The sequence below is a fragment of the Microbacterium sp. Root61 genome (assembly GCF_001427525.1).
GTDB lineage: Bacteria > Actinomycetota > Actinomycetes > Actinomycetales > Microbacteriaceae > Microbacterium.
This window is the reverse complement of the sequence record NZ_LMGU01000001.1, coordinates 2145598-2167290: the sequence shown is the minus strand read 5'-3', so window position 1 is coordinate 2167290 and position 21693 is coordinate 2145598. Positions and strand designations below refer to the sequence as shown.

Annotated in this window: 21 protein-coding genes; 4 read left to right on the top strand and 17 right to left on the bottom strand. The window is 69.5% G+C overall.

The window, feature by feature from the left end; all coding sequences use genetic code 11:
• Positions 1 to 85 precede the first annotated feature (85 nt).
• The 13 genes from cobA to ASD65_RS10435 form a co-directional block, all read right to left on the bottom strand.
• Positions 86 to 886: a uroporphyrinogen-III C-methyltransferase gene (cobA, locus tag ASD65_RS10495; protein ID WP_056222175.1), complete on the bottom strand. Its 801-nt coding sequence runs from the start codon at positions 884 to 886 to the stop codon at positions 86 to 88.
• The gene (locus ASD65_RS10490; protein ID WP_056222172.1) at positions 883 to 1797 is read right to left on the bottom strand and encodes an ABC transporter permease; all 915 of its coding nucleotides are present in this window, start codon (positions 1795 to 1797) and stop codon (positions 883 to 885) included. The genes cobA and ASD65_RS10490 overlap by 4 nt, the downstream gene beginning before the upstream one ends.
• Positions 1787 to 2503, bottom strand: coding sequence for an ABC transporter ATP-binding protein (locus ASD65_RS10485; protein WP_442922452.1), 717 nt, complete (start codon positions 2501 to 2503; stop codon positions 1787 to 1789). The genes ASD65_RS10490 and ASD65_RS10485 overlap by 11 nt, the downstream gene beginning before the upstream one ends.
• A 139-nt stretch (positions 2504 to 2642) precedes the next feature.
• A complete protein-coding gene (locus ASD65_RS10480) occupies positions 2643 to 3719 on the bottom strand; it encodes an ABC transporter substrate-binding protein (RefSeq protein ID WP_056222170.1) in 1077 nt (358 codons plus the stop codon).
• Between the two features lie 60 nt (positions 3720 to 3779).
• On the bottom strand, positions 3780 to 5129 hold the full coding sequence (locus tag ASD65_RS10475) for a sulfate adenylyltransferase subunit 1 (protein ID WP_056222166.1): 1350 nt from the start codon (positions 5127 to 5129) through the stop codon (positions 3780 to 3782).
• Complete coding sequence (gene cysD / locus ASD65_RS10470; RefSeq protein WP_056222163.1) at positions 5129 to 6058, bottom strand: sulfate adenylyltransferase subunit CysD; 930 nt, start codon at positions 6056 to 6058, stop codon at positions 5129 to 5131. The genes ASD65_RS10475 and cysD overlap by 1 nt, the downstream gene beginning before the upstream one ends.
• The gene (locus tag ASD65_RS10465; RefSeq protein WP_056222160.1) at positions 6055 to 6798 is read right to left on the bottom strand and encodes a phosphoadenylyl-sulfate reductase; all 744 of its coding nucleotides are present in this window, start codon (positions 6796 to 6798) and stop codon (positions 6055 to 6057) included. Before ASD65_RS10465 ends, cysD begins: the two co-directional genes overlap by 4 nt.
• Positions 6795 to 8522 carry a nitrite/sulfite reductase gene (locus tag ASD65_RS10460; protein WP_056222157.1) on the bottom strand — a complete coding sequence of 576 codons (1728 nt, stop codon included), beginning with the start codon at positions 8520 to 8522 and terminating at the stop codon, positions 6795 to 6797. Before ASD65_RS10460 ends, ASD65_RS10465 begins: the two co-directional genes overlap by 4 nt.
• Positions 8523 to 8718: 196 nt before the next feature.
• Positions 8719 to 9399 carry a sirohydrochlorin chelatase gene (locus ASD65_RS10455; protein ID WP_056222154.1) on the bottom strand — a complete coding sequence of 227 codons (681 nt, stop codon included), beginning with the start codon at positions 9397 to 9399 and terminating at the stop codon, positions 8719 to 8721.
• A gap of 283 nt (positions 9400 to 9682) precedes the next feature.
• On the bottom strand, positions 9683 to 10909 hold the full coding sequence (locus tag ASD65_RS10450) for a Dyp-type peroxidase (RefSeq protein ID WP_056222152.1): 1227 nt from the start codon (positions 10907 to 10909) through the stop codon (positions 9683 to 9685).
• Positions 10909 to 11448 carry a copper chaperone PCu(A)C gene (locus ASD65_RS10445; RefSeq protein WP_056222149.1) on the bottom strand — a complete coding sequence of 180 codons (540 nt, stop codon included), beginning with the start codon at positions 11446 to 11448 and terminating at the stop codon, positions 10909 to 10911. Before ASD65_RS10445 ends, ASD65_RS10450 begins: the two co-directional genes overlap by 1 nt.
• A gap of 34 nt (positions 11449 to 11482) precedes the next feature.
• Entirely contained in the window at positions 11483 to 12070 is a 588-nt protein-coding gene (locus ASD65_RS10440) for a copper resistance CopC family protein (RefSeq protein WP_235566655.1), read from the bottom strand.
• Positions 12071 to 12194: 124 nt separating this feature from the next.
• A complete protein-coding gene (locus tag ASD65_RS10435; RefSeq protein ID WP_056222146.1) occupies positions 12195 to 12821 on the bottom strand; it encodes a hypothetical protein in 627 nt (208 codons plus the stop codon).
• 208 nt (positions 12822 to 13029) lie between these two features.
• Here ASD65_RS10435 and ASD65_RS10430 point away from each other — a divergent pair, with 208 nt between their 5' ends.
• Genes ASD65_RS10430 through ASD65_RS10420 form a run of 3 tightly spaced genes read left to right on the top strand, consistent with a single transcriptional unit; the run spans position 13030 to position 16017 of the window.
• Positions 13030 to 13989 carry a 3-hydroxyacyl-CoA dehydrogenase family protein gene (locus ASD65_RS10430; RefSeq protein ID WP_082561690.1) on the top strand — a complete coding sequence of 320 codons (960 nt, stop codon included), beginning with the start codon at positions 13030 to 13032 and terminating at the stop codon, positions 13987 to 13989.
• On the top strand, positions 13986 to 14996 hold the full coding sequence (locus ASD65_RS10425) for a Gfo/Idh/MocA family protein (RefSeq protein WP_056222140.1): 1011 nt from the start codon (positions 13986 to 13988) through the stop codon (positions 14994 to 14996). Before ASD65_RS10430 ends, ASD65_RS10425 begins: the two co-directional genes overlap by 4 nt.
• Positions 14989 to 16017 (top strand): Gfo/Idh/MocA family protein, encoded by a 1029-nt coding sequence (locus tag ASD65_RS10420; protein ID WP_056222138.1) that lies wholly within the window; start codon positions 14989 to 14991, stop codon positions 16015 to 16017. Before ASD65_RS10425 ends, ASD65_RS10420 begins: the two co-directional genes overlap by 8 nt.
• Positions 16018 to 16037: 20 nt before the next feature.
• Here the strand turns inward: ASD65_RS10420 and ASD65_RS10415 are convergent, their stop codons facing one another.
• The 4 genes from ASD65_RS10415 to ASD65_RS10400 are packed head-to-tail and all read right to left on the bottom strand — an operon-like array spanning position 16038 to position 19809.
• Positions 16038 to 16775: an SDR family NAD(P)-dependent oxidoreductase gene (locus tag ASD65_RS10415; protein ID WP_162248490.1), complete on the bottom strand. Its 738-nt coding sequence runs from the start codon at positions 16773 to 16775 to the stop codon at positions 16038 to 16040.
• 34 nt (positions 16776 to 16809) lie between these two features.
• Positions 16810 to 18024: a threonine synthase gene (locus ASD65_RS10410; RefSeq protein WP_056222133.1), complete on the bottom strand. Its 1215-nt coding sequence runs from the start codon at positions 18022 to 18024 to the stop codon at positions 16810 to 16812.
• A gap of 13 nt (positions 18025 to 18037) precedes the next feature.
• Complete coding sequence (locus tag ASD65_RS10405; RefSeq protein ID WP_056222130.1) at positions 18038 to 18826, bottom strand: SDR family NAD(P)-dependent oxidoreductase; 789 nt, start codon at positions 18824 to 18826, stop codon at positions 18038 to 18040.
• Entirely contained in the window at positions 18823 to 19809 is a 987-nt protein-coding gene (locus ASD65_RS10400) for a dihydrodipicolinate synthase family protein (protein WP_082561687.1), read from the bottom strand. The genes ASD65_RS10405 and ASD65_RS10400 overlap by 4 nt, the downstream gene beginning before the upstream one ends.
• A 260-nt stretch (positions 19810 to 20069) precedes the next feature.
• Between ASD65_RS10400 and ASD65_RS10395 the strand changes: the two genes are divergently transcribed.
• A complete protein-coding gene (locus ASD65_RS10395; RefSeq protein WP_056222124.1) occupies positions 20070 to 21662 on the top strand; it encodes an ABC transporter substrate-binding protein in 1593 nt (530 codons plus the stop codon).
• The last annotated feature ends 31 nt before the right edge of the window (positions 21663 to 21693 follow it).

Below are 21693 nucleotides of genomic sequence, written 5' to 3'. Positions count from 1 at the left end.
TCCGACGGAGTGTCATTCTCAGCGGTGGGCACGGTGAGGGGGCCTTTCGGGTGTTCGCCGGAGCGAGAAGTCGAGGGGGAGAAGGTCAGAGCGTGAGGTGCGGAGCGATCCCGGCACGCAGTTCGGCGGATGCCGCGAGCTCGGCCGGTGCGTACGGGCTGAGGCGCACGACGTCGCCGACGACGATCACGGCCGGCGAGCGCACACCCCGCTGGGCGGCCTGGCCGGCGATCGTCTGCAGTGTGCCGACGGTGACTCGCTGGCCGGGGCCGAAGCCGTCCTCGACGATCGCGACCGGGCAGTCCGCCCCGCGGTCCCCGCGTGCGAGGGTGAGCGCGGCGTGCGCCAGCGTCCCGACTCCCATGAGCAGGACGACCGTGTGGTCCCGACCGCCGCCGAGCTCGCGGATCTGGTCGTGCCCGGTGACGACGGTGAACGCGGTGGCCACACCCCGGTGCGTGAGGGGGATGCCGGCGACCGCGGGCACCGAGATGGCGCTGGTGACGCCCGACACCACCTCGACGTCGACTCCGGCGGCGCGGCAGAACTCCAGCTCCTCGCCGCCGCGGCCGAAGATGAACGGGTCGCCGCCCTTGAGGCGCACGACGCGCTTGCCCGCCTGGGCGAGCTGCACGAGCAGGGCGTTGATCGCATCCTGCGGCACCGCGTGGTGGCCCGGGAGCTTGCCGACGTCGACGATCTCGGCGCGCAGGACGACACCCTCCGCGGCCAGTCCGTCGAGCACGCCGCGTGCCCCGAGCCGGTCCGCGACGATGACGTCGGCGGCCTCGAGAGCCCGCAGTCCGCGCAGGGTGAGGAGCGTGTGGTCACCGGGACCGGCGCCGACGAGCGCCACGTGTCCGGTGCCTGAATGTGCGTGAGTCATTTGACGCCCCCCTGCAGCAGACCTCGGCGGCGCAGCATCCGTCGCTCGAGGGGTCCGAAGAAGACCAATTCGATGAGGATGCCGACGAACAGGATCACGATGATCGTGGCGAGCACGCCCGACAGATCGGCGAGGTCGCGGCTCTGCTGCAGCATCGAGCCGAGGCCGAAGCCGATCGTGCCGCCCACGGCGATGATCTCGGCGGCCATGAGCGAGCGCCACGAGAACGCCCAGCCCTGCTTGAGTCCGGCGAAGTAGCCGGGGAACGCGGCCGGCAGCACGATGAGGGTCGCCTGGCGCCAGCCGCGAGCGCCGAGCACCGAGCCCACGCGGCGCAGCTGCGGCGGCACCTGGTCGACGCCGGAGATGAGGCCGTTGACGATCGACGGGGTCGCGCCCATCAGCACGACGAAGTAGACGGTGGCATCGGTCAGACCGAACCACAGGATCGCGGCCGGCACCCAGGCCACCGAGGGCAGCACCTGCAGGCCCGAAATCAGCGGGCCCACGGCCCGGCGCAGCCACGGCACCTCCGCCAGCAGCAGGCCGAGCGGTGTGCCGACGGCGATGGCGATGAGGAAGCCGACCACGCCCCGCTCGAGACTCGTGAGCACGGCCGTCTGCAGCCGCCCGGACTCCCACGCCGTGCCCAGCGCGTTCAGCACGTCGAGCGGGCCGGGCGCCAGATCGGGACGCGGCTGCGCGATGACGACGTACAGCTGCCACGCCGCAATCAGGAGGACGAGGAAGACGATCGGCGGCACGACGCTCGTGCGGAATGTGCGCCAGGCGCTGCGCGGCTGCTCGGTCGAGGACTGCAAGCGGTCCAGGCCCGATTCGAGGCTGTGGAGCTCCTCCGACGAGACGGATGCGGCATCCGTACCGTCGAGGAGCGCGGTCTCACGCGGCATTTCGACGGAGCTCCCTGCGTAGCCGGTCGGTGATCTCGGCCGCCAGCACTGTCGCCTCGGTCGAGTCGCTGCGGCGGGCGGCGGCGGAGACCTGCCATTGCCCCGCGACCCGTCCGGGGCGGCTGGACAGCAGCACGATGCGCTGCCCGAGCCGCACCGCCTCGCGCACATTGTGCGTGACGAACACGATCGTCCGTCCGGTGGCCCGCCACACGCGCTCGAGCTCCTCGTGCAGCAGGTCGCGGGTGATGGCGTCGAGGGCCGCGAACGGCTCGTCCATCAGAAGCACCGGCTTGTCCTGGGCGAGGGCACGCGCGAGCGCGACGCGCTGGCGCATACCGCCGGAGAGCTCGTGCGGACGTTTGTCGCCGGCATCCGCCAGATTGACGACGCGGAGCAGTTCGAGCGCGCGGGCACGACGCTCGCTCCGCGGAACGCCGCGCAGGCGCAGCGCCAGTTCCACGTTGCGGGATGCCGTCAGCCAGGGCAGCAGCGCGGACTCCTGGAACATCACGGCCGAGCCCTCGGCGGGGGTCTCGACGGCGCCGGACGTCGGGCGATCGAGCCCGGCGATGAGGTTGAGCAGCGTCGACTTGCCGCATCCGGACGCGCCGAGCAGGCAGACGAACTCGCCTGCGGCGATGTCCAGGGTCACCTCATCGAGCACCACCGGGCCGGTGCCGAAGCGCTTGCTCACCCGTTCCACCCGGATCGACGGGGGCGCAGCGACGGGCGCCGCCGCGAAGGGAGCAGACAGGTCGAAGCTCGGGGTGAGCGGCGCACTCCGCACCGCGGCGGGCGCGTCGCCGCCGGTGCGCGCGGTCGGGGCGGAGTGCGTCGCCACGTCAGTCCTCCCCGAGTCCGCCTGCGGAGACCGGGTCGGCTCCCGAGGCGGCCAGCACACTGTTCAGCAGACGCAGATCGAACAGACCCTCGATCGATCCGTCCTTCTGCGTGCCGGCCTCCAGACCGTGGTCGACGAGCGTCTGGAAGGTCTCTGCGTGCGGGTCGACCGAGAACGCGACGTGCTCGAGCGCGCGGGCGAGCACGGCGTCGGACAGTCCCTTGCCGGCATCCACCGTCAGCTGGGCGTTGATCGCGGCGGCCGCGTCGTCCGGGTTGTCGGCGAGCCACTTGATCGCGTCGAGGTTGCCCTGCACGAGCGCCTTGACCGTCTCGGGGTGCTCCGCGAGGAAGTCTGCGTTCACCAGGAGCACCGTGGTGGGAAAGGCGCCGTCGTCCCACAGGTCGGCTTCGTCGACGAGCACGTGCGCGCCTTCGTCGAGCACGAGGCGCGACACCCAGGGCTCGGGGAGCCAGGCCCCGGCGAGCTGGCCCTGCTGGAAAAGTGTCAGGGTCTGCGCGTTCTCGGTCGGGGTGACGAACACATCCCCGCCGCCGGAGACGTCGGTCGTGTACCCCTCGTCCTTCAGCCAGCTGCGCAGCGCGACGTCCTGGGTGTTGCCCAGCTGCGGCGTCGCCAGCGTCGTGCCGGCGAGGTCGGCGGGGGAGTCGATGCCGTCCCGCACGACCAGCGCCGCACCGCCTGTGGCGGCGCCGGCGACGATGCGCACCGACCGCCCGGCGGACTGGATGTACGAGTTGATCGACGGATTGGGCCCGATGAAGGTCGCGTCGATGGCCCCGGCCGACAGCGCCTCGATCGCCGCGGGGCCGGCGTTGAAGACCTGGGTGCTCAGCTTCGTGTCGCCGAGCTCGTCCTGGATCAGCCCCTCCTGCACGCCGATCAGCGCCGGAGCATGGGTGACGTTGGCGAAGTAGCCCAATCGCAGCTCGGCCGCCGGCGTGCCGCCCGTGACCGCGGCGGGCTCGGCCGGAGCGGCCCCGGCGGAGGCGGCGCATCCGCCCAGCATCATGGCCGCCACGGCCAGGGTTGTGATCTTCAAGATGCGGGTGTTCATCGAGTCGCCTCCTTCTCGGGTGATGCGGGGATGGATGCCGGAGCCTGCGTCGAGCGCGGGTCAGTCCCGGACGATGCCGGCGGCGAGAGTCGCGCCGTCGGACGGATGGATGACGAGGAACGAGCCGCCGGCACGATTGCGCTCGTACGCCTCGAGGGGCAGATCGGCGGCGAGACGCAGGCGCGCGCGGCCGATGTCGTTCGTGGCGAGGCGGGAGGCCGGCTCGTGCGTGAGGGTGTCGAGGTCGTAGCGGCTGGTGAGCTCGCTCACGATCGCCTGCACGGTCGAGGTGCCGTGCTTGACCAGCACGCGGGCACCCGTCGCGAGCGGTCGGGCGTCGAGCTGGAACAGCTCTGCCTCCACGTCGCGCCGCGCCGCGGGCAGGGTGCCGATCGCCGCAAGGAGGGTGCCGCGCGCGGCATCCACATCGTCCGCGAGCTGCAGCGCGACGGATTGTGGAGCGGATGCCGTCTCGACCGCCGCGCCGGCGACCTCGATGCCGATGACCGTGGTCTCGATGCCGGACGGGAACACCGCGACGCGCTCGCCGACGTGGATCGCACCCGACGACACCCGGCCGGCGACGGCGCGGTAGTCGCGGTAGCGCTCGGCCGCTGCCGGATCCGCCGCGACTTCGGCGGCGAGACCGCCCTGCGGACGCAGCACGAGCTGCACCGGCAGCCGGAAGTCGTCGAAGATGCTCTCGAGCTCGTCCTGCGCGGGGAGGGACTCGAGCAGCTCGAGGAGCGCGGGTCCGTCGTACCAGGGAGTGCGCGCGGACCGGTCGACGATGTTGTCGCCCTCGAGCGCCGAGACCGGCAGGACGTGGACGTCCGGGATGCCGAGCTCGGCCGTCACCGCGCGCACCTGCGCGTCGACCGGGGCGAACGCCGACTCGGCGTAGTCGAGCAGATCGATCTTGTTGACCGCGACGATGACGTGCGGCACGCGCAGCAGCGCGATCACCGCGAGGTGACGGCGGGTCTGCTCGAGCACCCCCTTACGCCCGTCGATCAGCACCACGACGGCATCTGCCGTGGTGGCACCGGTGACCATGTTGCGCGTGTACTGCACGTGTCCGGGGCAGTCGGCGAGGATGAAGCTGCGCGACCCCGTGGCGAAGTAGCGGTAGGCGACGTCGATCGTGATGCCCTGCTCGCGCTCGGCGCGCAGGCCGTCGGTGAGCAGTGCGAAGTCGATGCCGCCGCCGTGCGCGAACCCGCGGTCGGCCGAGGTGCGCGTGACCTGCTCGAGCTGGTCGGCGAGGATCGCCTTCGAGTCGTGCAGCAGGCGCCCGACGAGCGTGGACTTGCCGTCGTCGACGGAGCCCGCCGTCGCGAACCGGAACAGCGTCGGTGCGATCGCGGTCGTCGAGCCCGACGAGACGTGTGCGGTGCCGAGATCAGTCATCAGAAGTACCCGTCCTTCTTGCGGTCCTCCATCGCGGCCTCCGACAGACGGTCGTCGGCACGGGTCGCGCCGCGCTCGGTGATGGTGGACAGGGCGACCTCCGCGACGATGGATGCCACATCCGCGGCCTCCGATTCGACGGCGCCGGTGCAGCTCATGTCGCCCACCGTGCGGTAGCGGACCGTGCGGCGCTCGAGTGTCTCGCCGGGTCGGATCGGCGAGGACTCGCCGATGGCGCGCCACATGCCGTCACGGGAATACACCTCGCGCTCGTGAGCGAAGTACAGCGGGGGCAGGGCGATCCGCTCCCGGTCGATGTACCGCCAGATGTCGAGCTCGGTCCAGTTGGAGATGGGGAAGGCGCGCACATGCTGGCCGGGGGTGTGCCGGCCGTTGTACAGGCTCCACAGCTCCGGCCGCTGGTTGCGCGGGTCCCACTGACCGAACTCGTCGCGCAGCGAGATGATGCGCTCCTTGGCGCGTGCCTTGTCCTCGTCGCGGCGCGCTCCGCCGAAGACGGCGTCGTGGCGGCCGGTGGTGATGGCGTCCAGCAGCGGCTGGGTCTGCAACGGGTTGCGGGTGCCGTCGGCGCGTTCCGCGAGCCGGCCGTCGTCGATGTAGTCCTGCACGCGAGCGACCTCGAGCCGGATGCCCAGGCGGGCGACCGTCTCATCGCGGAACGCGAGCACCTCGGGGAAGTTGTGCCCGGTGTCCACGTGCAGCACCGGGAACGGCACGCGGCCGGGGAAGAACGCCTTCGCGGCGAGGTGCAGCACGACCACCGAGTCTTTGCCGCCGGAGAAAAGCAGCACGGGGCGCTCGAACTCTGCGACGACCTCGCGGATGATGTGGATGGCCTCGGCCTCGAGCAGATCGAGGGTGGAATGGCGCGGGCCGGCGATCGTCGTGGTCGTCTCGGAGAGGGTCATAGGTGCAGCCCGCATTCCGTCTTGGAGAGACCCGCCCAGCGACCGGACCGCGGGTCCTCTCCGGGAGCCACCGCCTTGGTGCACGGCTCGCAGCCGATCGACGGGAAGCCGTTCGAGACCAGGAGGTTCACCGGCACCTGGTGGGTGCCGGCATAGTCGAGGAGATCGTCGAAGGTCCAGGCGGCGACGGGGTTGACCTTGACCAGGCCGTTGCGCTCGTCCCACTGCACCAGCGGAGTGTTCGCGCGGGTCGGAGCCTCGTCGCGACGCACACCGGTGAACCACACCTCGTAGCCGCCGAGCGCGTTCTGCAGCGGCTCGACCTTGCGTCGTGCGCAGCACAGTCCCGCATCGCGGGAGAACAGCGCGACGCCGAACTCGGCGTCCTGCTCGGCGACAGTCTGCTCGGGGAGGACGTCGACGATGCGCACGTCGAGCACGCGCTGCACCTCGTCGCGGGTGAAGCGCGTCTCAGCGAAGTGGTAGCCGGTGTCGAGGAACAGCACGTCGACGCCGGGCAGCTGCTCGGCCACGAGGTGGGGCAGCGCGGCATCGGCCATCGAGCAGGCGACGGCTGCGGCATCCGCTCCGAAGTTGGCCGCGACCCACGCGACGACCTCTGCCGGAGTTGCTTCGCGGTCGGTGAAGCTGCCGAGTTCGAGGTCGCCCGCTTCGGCGAGGGCCCGCAGGTCCTCGCGGGAGCGGCGGACGGCGGCGCGGGGGGCGAGGGACACCGTCACTGGAGTGCCTCCTCGTCGGCGCGATGGGCCCATTGGGCGAAGGTCTCGTCGGTGGCGACATCCCGCTCCGCGAGGAACCGCCGGACGACCCGGTCGGTGTAGTCGGCGATGCCGTCGGCGGCGACCTTGAGCCCGCGCACGGTGCGACCGAGACCGGGCTCCTCGCGATCGACGCCCGCGAGCCCGCCGCCGAGGTGCACCTGATACCCGGGAACCTGCTCGCCGTCGATCGTGACGAGTTGCCCCTTGAGTCCGATGTCGGCGGTCTGGATGCGCGCGCACGAGTTCGGGCAGCCGTTCACGTGCAGGGAGATCGGATGCGGCAGATCGAAGTCCTTGAGACGCTCCTCGAGATCGTGCACGGCCGCGGTCGCGTTGACCTTGGTCTCGACGATCGCGAGCTTGCAGAACTCGATGCCGGTGCACGCGATCGTGCCGCGGCGCAGGAGGCTCGGCCGCGCCTGCAGTCCGAGGCCATCGAGCGCGGTGATCAGCGGCTCCACGCTCGCTTCGGGCACATCCAGGACCACGAGCTTCTGGTGCGGCGTCGTGCGCAGCCGCAGCGAGCCGTGCTGCTCGATGAGGTCGGCGAGCATCGTGAGGGTCGGCCCGGAGACGCGCCCCACGATCGGGGAGACGCCGATGTAGAACCGGCCGTCCTTCTGCCGGTGCACGCCGACGTGATCGCCCTGCGACTTCGGCTTCGGCGCGGCGGGACCGTCGGGCAGCGCGTAGCCGAGGTACTCGTCCTGCAGCACCTGGCGGAACTTCTCCACTCCCCACTCAGCGAGCAGGAACTTCAGGCGTGCCTTGTTGCGCAGGCGCCGGTACCCGTAGTCGCGGAAGATCTGGGCGACGCCGTGCCACGCGTCGGCGACCCGCTCCGGGGAGACGAAGACGCCGAGACGCTCACCCAGCCGGGGGGCGGTGGACAGGCCGCCGCCGACCCACAGGTCGTAGCCGATGCCGAGCTCGGGGTGATCGACCGCGACGAAGGCGACGTCGTTGATCTCGTGCACGACGTCCTGGCTGGGGTGGCCCGTGATGGCGGACTTGAACTTGCGTGGCAGGTTCGCCAGCGTCGGGTCGCCTAGGAAGCGTCGGGTGATCTCGTCGATCTGCGGCGTCGGGTCGATCAGTTCGTCGGCGGCGACGCCGGCCACGGGGGAGCCCAGGATGACGCGCGGCACGTCGCCGCACGCCTCGGTGGTGCCCAGACCCACGGCTTCGAGTCGGCGCCAGATCTCGGGCACGTCCTCGACGCGGATCCAGTGCAGCTGGATGTTCTGTCGGTCGGTGAGGTCGGCGGTGTCGCGGCCGAACTCGGTCGAGATCTCTCCGATGACCCGCAGCTGTTCGGTGCTGAGCTGCCCGCCGTCGATGCGGACCCGCAGCATGAAGTACTCGTCTTCGAGCTCATGCGGCTCGAGGGTGGCCGTCCGGCCTCCGTCGATGCCGGGCTTGCGCTGGGTATAGAGGCCCCACACGCGGAAGCGGCCGTGCAGGTCGGTCGGGTCGATCGAGGCGAACCCGCCCTGCGCGTAGATGTTCTCGATGCGGCCGCGCACGCTCAGGCCGTCGTCGACCTGCTTCCACTCCTCGTTGCCGTTCAACGGCGCAAGGCCGTCGATCTTCCACTGACCGTGGGGCTTGGACGACGGGCGCGAGGGCCGCAGGCGAACTCCTCCGGCAGGAGCATCCGTCTTCGAGTCGCTGATCGTCATGGGTTCCTCCACCGTCTCGGGATCTGCCCGAGGAGGACTGCGTCGAGCCCACCTGGTGAGAGTAGAAGGGTGCGGTACACGCGACCCGCGCTGATGTCACGCGCCGGAACCGTGCGTCATGCAGAGGCATCGGGCGTCACGGGGCGTCATAAACGCGGATGCCGCGGCGCGAGCGTCATACGGGTCGCGCGAGGGATCAGCGCCGGTGGGCGGCCGCTCGGTAGCGGTCGATGACGATGTCGACGAGCAGCGCGGCGGGCTCGTCGTCGTCCAGCAGCGGTCTCGACACGCGGACACCCGCGCTGAGCCGGACGGCGAGGTCGTGGAAGAAGCCCGGTGCGAGGAGGTAGCCGGCGACGACCACGCCGGCGCTGTCTGCGCGCGCGGTCGCGACGGCGACATCGAGACGCGGGTCCGCGGCGGCCAGGAACCCGATGTCCACTCGGCGGCCGAGAAGAGTCGCGAGCGTCGCGGCCATGGTGCGGCAATCCTCGTTCGCCCGTTCGTCGCTGGATCCGGCCACGGCCAGGACGACGCGGTCGTCGTCGGCGAGCGGACCCAGCCGAGCGGCGAGCACCTCGGCGAGCCGGGGGTCGGGGCCCAGCGCATCGGCGATGCGGACGCCGGGATGGTGCGCACTCTGCTGCCGGAGGTCGGTGCGCACGTGATAGCCGGCTGACAGCAGCAGGGGCACGATCACGACCGGCTCGTCGTCCGGAACGGCGGCGAGGGATGCCGCGACATCGGGCTGCTGCACATCGACGTGTCCGAGCCGGACGGAAACGTCGGGGAGACGGTCGGCCACGGCGGCCACCAATCGGGCGACGGCGGACTGGCCGTCGGGCGACGATGTGCCGTGGGAGATGGCGAGGAGCACCGGGTTCTCCTTCTCTCGTTGTCAGGACCCGACGGGGCAGCGGGAACACGCTCGCGTCAGCGTAGCCGCCGACGCGAGGGCCAGCGTCCTGCCGAGCGGAAGCGCCGCGTCGTGGACCGGCCTCACACGTTCCCACTGAGCGGGAAGCCCGCTTCCACAGGTCTCCGGCATCCCCATAGTTTCGCTGAGACGTCGCTCCCGCCCCCTCCAGCGACGGGACCGTGCGCTCCTAAGATCGCGGCGAGCCTGGCGGCCGTGCGCTGACGGTCATGCTCAGACCCTCTCAGCTCAGGAGCCCCTCCCCGATGTAGCCGTTCTCATCGCACCCGGGAGGAATGGCGAACACGGCCGAGCCGATCGGAACAGTCCACTCGTTCAGCAGATCGAGCTCGTCCAGGCGCTGCTGGATGGGCGTGAACTGCCGTTCGACGTCAGCCTGGAACGACACGAACACCAACCCGGAGTCGGAGACCTGATCCCCGGTAGGCGCAGTGTCGTAGTTGTAGGCGCGACGGAAGATCCGCTGGGCGGTGTCCTCCGGGCGTGAGCGGCGCAGGTGGGAGAACTCTGGGATGACGGGGAATCCGATGGCAGTGGTCGCTTCGAAGTCCGGCTCATCGTGTTCCGCAGTGCCGGTCAGGGGTGCACCGTTGCCGAGGGTGCGGCCCACCGATTGCTCCCGCCCGGAGCGGTCCAAGCGGTCCCATTTGTCCAGATCCATGTGGATGCGGCGCACCACCATGCTCGTGCCACCGGCGAGCCAGCCGGTGCTTGCCCACACGACGCGGTCGAAGTCCGAGGTTCCGGGTCTCGGGTTCGAGGTTCCATCGACCTGACCGAACAGGTTCCGCATGGTCGTGCCGGGTGCCACCGAACCGTACGCGCGACGGAACCCGTGCTGCGTCCACCGCACGGTCGCGAAGCTGCGGGTGTCCTTCAGTAGCATCCGGGTTGCGTGCGCGACCGTCAGCGGGTCATCGGCGGCGACCTGGATCAGGAGGTCGCCGTCGCAGAACTCGGGTCTCAACCGGTCGACCCCGAATGCGGGGAGCGGTGCCAGCCAGGACGGACGGGTCCCGCCTGCCCGGGCGACGAGCCCGGGGCCGAACCCGAAGGTCACGGTCAGTCGCGCGGGCGAGACCGCAAGCTCCGGTTCCGAGTCGGCGAGCGCCGGCACGCCCTGTGTCAGCCGGGCGGCATCGTCGGTGAGGATGCCCATCATGCGACGCAGCGCGTCCTTGTCGGTCTGCGGGTGAAGATCCAGCCCGATGAAGGTGGCATGCGCCTGCGCGTCGGTATCGATCCCGGCCTGATGGGCGCCGTGGAACGGCACGACGCTCTCGCCGTTCAGCGGGGTGGATGCGGGAGTGGTGGTCTGCGTCTGCGTCTGCGTGAGCGCGGTGTCGATGCCGATCGCGGCGGCGGCGCCGACGCCGGCGACAGCGCCTCCGAGGAGGAACTGTCGCCGGGTCGAGCCTGGTCGACGTGCGCCCTTGTCGGGCGCGCGCATCAGTGGCCGGAGTCCATCTCGGTCTCGGACTCGCCGCCTACGTAGTTCTCGTTCGCTCCGGAGTAGTCCTTCACCGGGGCCGTGAACTCGTAGGTCGAGCCATCGGAGAAGGTCAGCGTGAAAGTGACATCGTGACCAGCCTGCAGCGGCGCGGTCAGCCCCATGAGCATGATGTGGTTGCCGCCCGGCCCGAGGGAGAGACTGCCGTCGGCGGGGATGACGAAGCCGCCGTCGATCTGTCGCATGACGAGTTCTCCCGCGTCGTTCTCCACGGTCTCGTGCAGTTCGACCATGGTGGAGGACTCCGTGGTCGCCGAGACGACGGTGACGTCGTGGTCGGAATCGTTGCTCAGTTCGCCGAATGCGGCGGACATGCCCGACTCGGCGGACTTCACCCATCCGTCGGTGATCGTGACCGACGTTCCGGCCGGCGCGGTCTCCTCTGCTTCCGGCGTTGTGGTGCCGGCGCAGCCGGACAGTGCGACAGCGGCGGCGAGGAGGATGCCCAGCCGGGCGATGTTGGTAGTGCGAGTGGTCATAGGAATACCTTTCAGAGGTCTTCCGGCGCCCCGATCATTCGTCGGATGCGCCGGTACCGCCGCGGTTCGCGCGGCGGCGGAGGAAATGGATGAGGGCGAACACGGCGATCGCGATGACCGCCCCGCCCGCGCCGATCAGGACGACCCGGAGGGCGCCCTCGTTCTCCTGTGTGCTCTGACTTTCCGTGCCTGTTCCGGCGTCCACGGGGGACGTGGACGCGTCCGGTGTGGCTGTTCGTGCGAGCGGTGCGGCGTCGCCGACGGTGAACGGGATGATGCCGCTGATCGGGTGTCCGTCCGAAGACACCACCCGCCACCGGATCTCGTAGCCCGCGACCGGCATCCCCGGATCCAGCATCGCCGTCACCGTCGCCTGATCCACGAGAGGTTCGCCGGACACCCAGTCACGACCGGAATCGTCGACGACGATCACTGCGGCGCCCACGGCGAGAACGTCCGCCGAGAACGTCAGCGTCACCGTTTCGGGGGCTAGCGCAAGCCGTTCCTCGGATGACGGAGAACTGCCCTGCAGCTCGTCATGGGCGGCCGCCGGGGCAGCTGCCCCGAACGCTGCCGCTCCCGCGACCAGCATTGCGATCACTGTCATCTGGATGCGACGCATCAGACACCCAATCCTCTCTGGTACCCCACCGGGCGCCAGCTCACGAAACCACCTGAGTCGACACTCCGCTCAGGTGCACACAACCGTCGACGGCCCGCAGAGCGGCCGGTCGACACGGATAGTTTCAGAGCACGCGCAAGAGCGGCGGGCCGCGGCGATGCAGAGCCGAGCGCCGAGGCGCCGAGGGGACATGGGCTGCTGCCGCCGTCGCCACAAGACTCTTGTGGGCGACGGGCAGGGGCAGAAGGGCCGTGGTCGCGATGTGCAGCGTGCGCTTCACCCAGGCGCGCAGCTCGCCGGCCAGCGAAATGAGTCGCGCGAGCGCACGCTCGCCGCGGAAGAGGGCGATGACGGTGATGATCGCGGCGACGCCGTGACCTGCCCACATGACCGAGTCGGGGTACATCGCGGTTACGGTCTCGACCGGACCGGGCAGCGCGGCCATAGGCACGAACCCGTGCACGTGGCCCTCACCCGCAGGACCTGCTGATACGGAACCGCCTGTGCCCAGAACGAACAGCGTGTGGAACAACAACTGGCTGGCTGCCACGCTGACCGACAGTCGAGGCAGCGACAGTCGTCGTCCGGCCAGGAGCGTGCAGACCATGGCCGACAGCATCCACGGCACGCCCACTCCGAGCCAGCCGGGCATGGCGCCGCCGGAAGCCACGTGCGACAGGAGGGCGATGAACGTTGCGACCGAAGCCGCCACGAGACCGCGTGCGACGCGCGGGGCCCTCGACTGACGCATGTCCCCATACTCTCAGGGATCCGCGGATTCCGGGGACAGAGCGCGATGGCGGCGCTGACGTCTGCGTGCGACATCCATGATGTTCCTCGCGGAGATCGTCGTCTCATTCAATGAATCGAGTATTCCCATCTAGTGGAACGACTGCTAGCGTGAGAATAATGCTCTTGCTGCTGTGAGCAGCACACACCGATACGGGATCGGAGACAGGATGTCGGGCTCCACGCCATCCGTTGCCGTGGTGGGCGGCGGGTTGATGGGCCGAGGCATCTCGGCCGCCCTCGCACGTGCTGGCCTCGACGTCATGATCGTCGAGCCCGACGAGGCGACCGCGGATCTGATCCGCGCTGAGGCGGTCCCGGGCAGACATCTCGTCACGTTGGAGGACGGCCTGCGAGGCGCGGATATCGTGATCGAAGCGATCACGGAGCATCCCGAGGCCAAGCGCGAATTGTGGCGGCGAATGGGCGGACTCGCCGGTCCGGATACCGTGCTCGCCAGCAACACCTCCTCGCTCAGCATCGATGACCTCGCCGCTCAGGTGGAGCACCCTGAGCGCGTAGCGGGCATGCACTGGTTCACGCCGGCGGAACTCATCCGTTGCGTCGAGGTTGTGCGCGGCGCATCCACTTCGGACGACACTGTCGCTGCGGTATTCGCACTTGCACGACGTGCGGGAAAGGGCCCGGTGACTGTGGCGGATTCGCCGGGGTTCATCGCGAACCGCCTGCAGTTCGCCCTGCTCGCCGAGGCACTGAGGTGCGTCGAGGAAGGTGTGGCGACACCGGCGCAGGTCGACGAGATCGTGCGCACGTCGTTCGGCCCGCGACTCGCGGTGCTCGGGCCCTTCGCCAACGCCGACCTCGGGGGGCTCGATGTCTATGCATCGATCCTGCGCCAGCTTCACGACGGGGTGGGTGCGCACTACCCGGCTTCCGGGATGCTGCAGGAGCACGTCGAGCACGGCCGTCTCGGCGTGAAGGCCGGCGCCGGCTTCGCCGACTACACACCCGACTCCGCGGCCGCTCTGCGCGCGCATCGGGACGGCACCCTTCGCGCGGTGATCGCCCTGGTCTCGGCTCAGGCGAAGACCGGACTCGACGACGGGCCATGGGCTTCCGGAGCATCCGACACAGCCACTTCAAGACAACCGAGAGAGAGCGCGCCATGACCAGCGAGCCATCCGCGGGAGTAGCCGTGCTCGGCACCGGCGACATCGCGCGCGAACACGTCCGCGCCTTCCGGCGGGCGGGGGCAGCACTCACCTGGGTGTTCGGCACGGATGCCGGGCGAGCGGCTGATCTCGCGGCCGGAAGTGCGGGCATGCGGCCCTCGACGTCGCTGCAGGACCCGCTGATGGATGAGGCGACCGTCGGTGTCGTGGTGTGCGGGCGTTCGGCGACCCATCGCGATCGTACGATCGCCGCGCTCGAGGCGGGCAAGCACGTGCTCGTCGAGAAGCCGCCGGCCGGCTCGCTGGCGGACTTCGATCGGATGGTCGCCGCCGCCCATACTGCGCAGCGGAGTCTGTTCGTCGGGCAGACCGTGCGATTCCAGCCTGCAGTTGCGGCGATGGCCGCACGAGTCGAGGCAGGTGCGATCGGCATCCCTCGTGTGCTGCACATGTCGTGGTACATCGGCCATGTCTGGCCGGGCGCGTGGCGCAGCTGGCAGCTCGACCCGGAGACCTCGGGCGGACACATCGCGCACAACGGCATGCATCCACTCGACCTGGCCATCTGGTTGCTGCGCGGCACGCCGGTCCGGGTGTTCGCACGCGGCTGGTGCACGCACGCGGCGCAGATGCCGACCCCCGACAGCTTCCACCTCACCGTCGAGTTCGACAACGGCGCGCTCGCCCTCATCGAGGTCTCGTACGCCCTCGCCCGCCGCGGCGACGTGCTGCGACGCACCGTGCTGATCGGTACCGACGGGTCGTTGCGGCATCACACCGACGACGACGACATCCCGAGCGGGACGGAGCCCGCAGACCGCGCTTCCGTCGCGGACGCGCTCGTCCACGAGGCCCGGCACGCGATGGATGTGTTCGCCGGCCGCACCGAGCCGATCATCACGCTCGCGCAATCGCGCGCAGCATTGGCCGCAGCCCTCGCCGGTCAGCGCTCCCTGGATCTGGGGCGACCCATCGAGATCGCAGAGGTGGAGAAGGATGTCTGAGCTCATCGATGTCGTCATCGTCGGAGCGATCCGGCACGCGCGCACCTACGCGGAGACGATCGCCGCACGATCCGACCTGCGGATCGCGGCGGTCGCGGAGGATTCGGGCGCGTCCCCGCGTGCACGGACGGCGGCGGAGCAGCTGGCCGGGGAGCTGGGCGTGCCGCTGCTGGACGCTGCATCGCTGCGTGGCGAGGGCCGCCTCGCGCTCATCTGCTCAGAGCCGACGAGGCATGCCCGCCTGGCGGCGACCGCACTCAGACAGGGAATCGATGTGCTGTGCGACAAACCGCTGGCCACGACGAGCGCCGATGCGACCGACGTCGTGGAAGCCGCTCGAGCCGGCGGCGCCGTCTGCGCCGTGGTGACGCGCGCGCTGGCCCCCGCGGTCCAGACCGCGGCGCGCATCGTCGCATCGGGGCGCCTCGGCCTTCCCCGGAGCGTCGATGTGGAGTTCCTCTCCGACGGCAGCTACCTCACCGAGCATCCCGACGAACTCGACCTGGTGATCGACACCGCGCTCTCCGGGGGCGGCGAGTTGATGAACTTCCTCGGCTACCCGATCGACGTGGTGCGCGCTGTGACGGGGTGCGAGCCGGTCGATGTCTATGCGCGCGCCGGCGCCCTGACCTTCCCCTCGCACGTCGAGGCGGGTGTGGAGGACATCGGTACCGCATCGCTCAGCTTCACGAACGGTCTCGTCGTCTCGGTGCTCGCCGGCCGGGTGCCGGTCGTGCCGGGCCCGGGCAGGGGCGTTTTCACGGTGCGTGTGATCGGTTCCCACGGTCACCTCGAGTTCGACGCGGACGGACCGTTCGTGCGCGAGTACGGGCCGGAGGGAGAGAAGCTCATCCGCCTGGACCCGTCGCCCGTGGACGCAGTGTTCGATGACCTCGTCCAGGTGCTGCGAGACGGCGGCGGCCTTCGCTACGACGTCGAGGATGCCGCTGTCGCAGTACGCACGATCGAGGCCGCGTATCGGTCGGCGCAGTCGGGCCGGGTGGAGCTCGTCACCGGTTGATCGCCCGCCCGACGCCGGTCTCAGAGCGTGCGACCGCCGTCGACGGGGAGATTGATCCCGGTGACGTACCCGGAGGCATCCGAGGCGAGGAACAGCAGCGGGCCCTTGATGTCGTCGGGGCCCGCGGGACGGCGGAGCGCGGTTCTGCGGGAGTAGCCGGCGATGAACGCCGGATCCATCGCGTCGGAGAGAAGGCCCCCGGCGCTGATCGCGTTCACGCGAACGCCGGATGGCCCATAGTACGCCGCGAAGTAACGGGTGAGGCCGAGCATGCCCGCCTTGTCGAACGCATAGAACGGCGGTGTCGGCGCGATCGCCGTCTCTTCGAACAGCGAGAAGTCCGGCGCGATCATCGCGTAGATCGAGGCGATGTTGATGATCGAGCCTCGCCCGGCAGCGGCCATCCGCTCCGCGACCTGGGTCGTGAGCCAGAATAGGCCCGTCGAGTTCACCGTGCTCGTCGCCGCCCAATCGGCGTAGGTGGTTTCGGCGGGAACGCCGCCGCGGCGGAGCACGGCGTTGTTCACGAGGACGTCGATTCGCCCGAGGCGGTCGATCACCTCGCCGACGAACGTCGTGATCGACGACTCGTCGGCCTGGTCCAGGGCGATGGCGACGGCGGATGCCCCTTCGTCGCGCAGCTCGGCGGCGAACTCCTCGCACGCGTCCAGTTGTCGTGAGGCGATCACGACGGTCGCTCCGGCACCGGCCAGGGCGCGGGAGATGTGGCGCCCGTACTGCCCGGCTGCCCCGGTCACGATCGCGACTCTCCCGCTCAGTTCCGCAGACATCTCAGCTCCGATCTCGATGGGCCGACAGCACGTCGTCGAGGTCGTCGATCGTGATTCGCGCCGGCTGTGGCGCCTGTGTCGCGAGGCGCTGCAATGCCTCGGAATCCTTGTACCCGGCGCCGGTCGCCACGACGATGATGCGGGCATCCGCATCGTGCGCGCCGGCAGCGATGTCGGCGAGTGCGCCGGCATACGCGGTCGCACCCGCAGGTTCCACGAGCATTCCCGCATCCGCCAGGTGGCGCTGGGCGTCCCGCACCGCGTCATCGGTCACCTCGACCAGGTGACCGCCGGAGGAGCGGATCGCCTGCCACGCGCCGGGACCGTCGAACAGGACAGCGACCTGAAGACCGGAGATCGCGGTGGAGGTCTCCCCGGTGATGCCCGAGTAGTCTCCGTCAACGGCGGCCCGCAGCGTCGCGCATCCGGACGGCTGTACAGCGACCACTCGGGGCACCCGGTGACCGGCCGCCGCCAGTCGTTCGAAGCCCCGCCCGACCGCCGAGAGCAGGCCGCCGCCGCCGACCGGCACATAGACGTGCGTCGCGTGCGGATCCTGCTCCCAGAGCTCGTAAGCGATCGTTGTTGCACCGTCCATCGCCTCGGGCGCGTAGCGCCCTCCGGTGAGCACCGGTGCGAAACCCTGTTCTGCCGCGACCTCGGCGATGCGCTCGGCCGCGGCCCGCGTCGTCGCCGCATCGTGGCCGATGCCCTGCAGCATGAAGGCGTGCCCGCCGAGCGCGCGGATCTGCAGCAGCTTCTGCTCCACGACATCCGAGAGCGTGAACAGGAGGGTGGAGAATCGCCCGCGGCGCGCGTACGCGGCGGCGCTCGCGCCGCCGTTGCCCGAGGAGGTTCCCACGAACCCGCGCAGGCCACGCTGCACGACCAGCGTGGCCGCCACAGCGAGCACCCTGTCCTTGAACGATCCGGTCGGATTGAGGTGCTCGCACTTGACCGAAATGGAGGGGAAGCCGGCGGCGGCGTCAAGCGGGACGAGTGGTGTGTCGCCTTCGCCGAGGCTGATGAGCGCGCCCGCAGGATCCACCGGAAGCACCGAGCGCCAGCGCCACATGCCGTGCTCGCCCGTGGCCGTCACCGGAGCGTTCGCGTACCCGGTGGTGAATTCGCCGCCGCAGCGCGGGCAGCGGAAGGCCGCAAGAACAGCGCGCGGCGTCTCGCAGTCGCGACAGATCACGTCGTGCGCGTCGACCATGCGCGTATCTCCTTCAGTACGAGAGCCAGCCGCCATCGACGCCCACCACCGTGCCGGTGATGAACGCCGCTTCGGCGGATGCGAGGAAGACGACCGTCTCCGCGACGTCGGAGGGAGCCCCGCGGCGCCCGAGGGGGGTCGTGCGTGCCCAGTAGGGGGCATCCGGCGCCACCGTGCCGTCGTCAGCCGGCTGACCGTCACCACTCAGCCGTGTCGCGATGTCGCCCGGCGCCACCGTCACCGCACGGATGCCGTGCGGTGAGAGTTCGAGGGCGATCGAACGGGTGAGGGCGTGTACCCCGGCTTTCGTCGCGCTGTACACACTCGCGTTCATCTGGGCGGCGTCCGCGGCCACCGAGCCGATATTGACGATCACACCGCTGTGGCCGCTGCCGGCCATGACGCGGCCGGTTTCGCGGATCAGACGGATGACGCTCGCGAGGTTCACCGCGATCGTCTCGTCGATGCCGTCATCGGTGAGCTCGAGCAGGCCTCTTCCTGACGCCGGCCCGGTGACGGCGGCATTGTTGACGAGCACGTCGACGGTACCGAACGACTCGACAGCGTCGGCGACCAGTGCCTGTGCAGCCCCTCGCGTCGTGAGGTCGTGCGCGACCACGCGGATGCGTCCCGGTCCCGCCTCGGAGAGCGCCGCGCGGGCGGCCGCGGCATCCGCCTCATCCCTCTGACATACCAGGATGTCATCCCCACGTGCGGCGAAGGCCCGCGTGATGGCCGCACCGATGCCGGTTCCGCCACCGGTCACGATGACGACGCGGACCGTCGACGCACTCGGCGTCATACCGGGGCGCCCACGAGGTCGTCGAGGTCGGCCCGGAGTTCCTGGCCGACGGTCAGGAACCGCGCGACATGGTCTCGGACCTGATCCGCGCACGGGGTGAACGGCGCGCTCACCACGGCATGCTCGATGATGCCGCGCTGCACGAGCGCCTCCTTCACGATAGCGAAGAATGCGGCAGAGAAAGATGCGTCCGCAACCTCGGCGAAATAGATGCCGATCAGTGTGTTGATGCGCTCCTGCACCGCGCGGGCCGCGTCCCACCGTCCCTCGCGGGCGAGGCGCACCAAGGCGAGGTGGAACTCGGGGAAGAGGTTGGCGAGCCCGGGGATCGCACCATCGCCGCCGGCGAGCAGGACGGCATCGATCGCATCCTCCATGCCGGTGTAGAGCACGAGGTCGGGGCGCGACTTCGTGAGCGCGGTGTACTGCTGGGTGAGGCCGATCTGGCCGGACGAGTCCTTGATGCCCGCGATGCGGCCCTCATCGGCGAGGCGCCCGAGCAGCGCCGAACCGAGTGTCGTGTGCGTGCGTGCGGGTACTTCGTACGCGAAGACCGGAATGTCGGTCGCATCGCAGACCCGTGCGAAGTAGTCGTGAAGCTCGGAGGGAGAGAACGGGAAGCCCATGGGTGCCGGCACCAGGATCGAGTCGGGCTGCAGTTCGGCGAGCGCCCGCGCCTGCACCACAGCGTCCGCGGGTCCCATCGCGGTGATCCCGGCCATGATGTGGAAGCCGCCCGCGTCGGCACGCACGCGGATACCCTCCTCGACCACCTTCAGCTTCTGATCGAGCGGCAGGAGGGCGTTCTCACCCGACGACCCGAGCAGCAGGACGCCATCGACGCCGGCGTCGCGGAAATGGCGAAGGAGCGAGGCCGCAGAGGCGGTGTCCACGTCGCCACCCGGCTGGAGGGGCGTCACCATCGGGGGCATCACCACGTGCTGGGGCATGCCGGGAAGGGTTGCGGGTGCTGCTGCGGTCATCGTGATTCTGCTCCGTCTCGAACGGGAGGGATATTCCACCTACAGAAACTCAGCATTGCATTTGGTGGGACAGCTGTCAAAGAGTTATTGGCGACGAACACTTGCGCGCAACGGGTTCGTTCCCTAGATTCGTGCTAATCAGAACGGTTCATTTCATTAGACGAAACGGGACCCTGACGGCCACACACTGTCCAGCAGCAGCACTCGCACCTGAGGAGAAGTCCGTGCCATACCTGAGAAGAGCCGCGATCTTTGCATCCGTGGCAGCCATCGCAACCCTCACGCTCGCGGCCTGCGGCCCGACGACGTCGACACCCCCGCCCGCGGAAGAGACTGCCTCCGGGGGAGACGCCCACGTCGCGCTCTACCAGCAGCCGGCCGGCTTCAACACCCTCAAGCCGGGCATCGGCGGCGACGAACTCATCGAGTCGCTGCATTTCGACACGCTCATCGGCTGGAATCTCGAGACAAGCGACTATGAGAGCCGCCTCGCGGAGTCGTGGGAAGTGTCGGAGGATGGAACCAAGGTCACCTTCGACCTCATTCCGGATCTGAAGTGGAGCGACGGCGAGCCGTTCACCGCCGAGGACGTCGTCTTCACGTACAACCTGCACGCGAACCCGGCGGCGACATCGTCCACGGCCGGCTTCCTGACGAACGTCGTCGGCAACGCCGAGGTCAAGGCAGGCACCGCCGACACCCTGTCCGGCCTTGTCGCGGAGGATGCCGATACGGTGTCGTTCAGCCTGGTGACTCCGGACGCGACGTTCCTCGGCAACTTCCTTCCGGGTGCATTCAACTTCGGCTGGATCCTCCCCAAGCACGCCCTCGAGGACATGGATCCGGCCGGAATGCTGGAGAACGAGTGGTTCCGTGAGCCGACGGCCGGCATGGGGCCATACGTCTTCTCCAAGTGGGTCTCGGACTCGCAGCTCGAGTTCGTTGCCAACCCCGAGTTCCGCAGTGAACTGAAGCTCGACCGGGTCTTCGCCTCCACGCTTACGAGCGATGCCGCCCAGGCCCAGCTGCAGACCGGTGAACTGCACCTCAGCAGCGTCCCGGCAGTGGATGTGGAAACGGTGCGCAGCATCGCGGGCATCACCGTCGAGAGCGCACCGGGCGCCGGAGTGCTCGCCCTGCACACCGCAATGGACACCCACCCCGAACTCGCCGACCCGCTCGTGCGCCAGGCGATGCTGTACGCGATCGACCGGCAGGGGATCATCGACGAGGTGTTCCACGGCGAGGGTACGGTCGTCAACGTGCTCGCTCACGGACCCGAGTGGGCCGTGCCGAGCGGTCTCGAAGAGTACGCCTACGACCCGGAGAAGGCGAAGGAACTGCTCGCCGAGGCGAACTGGGATGCGAGCCGCGAGGTCACCCTCGAGATCGTTCCCGGCCAGAAGGATCGCGACCTCACCCTCGACATCGTCGCGGCGCAGCTGAAGGCGGTCGGCATGAACGCCGTCGTCCGCCAGCTCGATGCGGCCAGCCAGACCGCTGCCATCGGAGCACGCGACTTCCAGCTGCTGATCTCCGGATACGGCAACTTCGTCGTGGACCCGTCCTCGATGAACATCCGCCTGATGTGCGGCGTTGCCACCAACATCCAGGCATACTGCAATCCGGAGCTTGATGCACTGTTGACGAAGGGCCTCAGTGAGCCCGACCAGGCAGAGCGCGAGAAGATCTATGCGGAAGCGCAGCAGATCGTCAACGAAGAAGTACCGATGATCCTGCTGTCCTCGCCGACTGTCATCTTCGGCGTCAGCGACAAGCTGCAAGGATTCGAACCGCGACGACTGCTGACGGACGCCTTCTACAGCGCGCCGAACTGGTCGATCACCGGCTGAAACCTGGCGCCCGGGGGGCTGCGGAGTCACA

What these genes read in the sequence shown, in the direction of transcription:
- ASD65_RS10475 (WP_056222166.1), bottom strand. Translation starts at nt 5,129, where the DNA reads ATGACTGATCTCGGCACCGCACACGTCTCGTCGGGCTCGACGACCGCG.
- ASD65_RS10410 (WP_056222133.1), bottom strand. Translation starts at nt 18,024, where the DNA reads ATGGTCGACGCGCACGACGTGATCTGTCGCGACTGCGAGACGCCGCGC.
- ASD65_RS10425 (WP_056222140.1), top strand. Translation starts at nt 13,986, where the DNA reads ATGACCAGCGAGCCATCCGCGGGAGTAGCCGTGCTCGGCACCGGCGAC.
- ASD65_RS10490 (WP_056222172.1), bottom strand. Translation starts at nt 1,797, where the DNA reads ATGCCGCGTGAGACCGCGCTCCTCGACGGTACGGATGCCGCATCCGTC.
- ASD65_RS10445 (WP_056222149.1), bottom strand. Translation starts at nt 11,448, where the DNA reads ATGACCACTCGCACTACCAACATCGCCCGGCTGGGCATCCTCCTCGCC.
- ASD65_RS10430 (WP_082561690.1), top strand. Translation starts at nt 13,030, where the DNA reads ATGTCGGGCTCCACGCCATCCGTTGCCGTGGTGGGCGGCGGGTTGATG.
- ASD65_RS10405 (WP_056222130.1), bottom strand. Translation starts at nt 18,826, where the DNA reads ATGACGCCGAGTGCGTCGACGGTCCGCGTCGTCATCGTGACCGGTGGC.
- ASD65_RS10435 (WP_056222146.1), bottom strand. Translation starts at nt 12,821, where the DNA reads ATGCGTCAGTCGAGGGCCCCGCGCGTCGCACGCGGTCTCGTGGCGGCT.
- ASD65_RS10450 (WP_056222152.1), bottom strand. Translation starts at nt 10,909, where the DNA reads ATGCGCGCGCCCGACAAGGGCGCACGTCGACCAGGCTCGACCCGGCGA.
- ASD65_RS10400 (WP_082561687.1), bottom strand. Translation starts at nt 19,809, where the DNA reads ATGACCGCAGCAGCACCCGCAACCCTTCCCGGCATGCCCCAGCACGTG.
- cysD (WP_056222163.1), bottom strand. Translation starts at nt 6,058, where the DNA reads ATGACCCTCTCCGAGACGACCACGACGATCGCCGGCCCGCGCCATTCC.
- ASD65_RS10460 (WP_056222157.1), bottom strand. Translation starts at nt 8,522, where the DNA reads ATGACGATCAGCGACTCGAAGACGGATGCTCCTGCCGGAGGAGTTCGC.
- cobA (WP_056222175.1), bottom strand. Translation starts at nt 886, where the DNA reads ATGACTCACGCACATTCAGGCACCGGACACGTGGCGCTCGTCGGCGCC.
- ASD65_RS10420 (WP_056222138.1), top strand. Translation starts at nt 14,989, where the DNA reads ATGTCTGAGCTCATCGATGTCGTCATCGTCGGAGCGATCCGGCACGCG.
- ASD65_RS10480 (WP_056222170.1), bottom strand. Translation starts at nt 3,719, where the DNA reads ATGAACACCCGCATCTTGAAGATCACAACCCTGGCCGTGGCGGCCATG.
- ASD65_RS10440 (WP_235566655.1), bottom strand. Translation starts at nt 12,070, where the DNA reads ATGCGTCGCATCCAGATGACAGTGATCGCAATGCTGGTCGCGGGAGCG.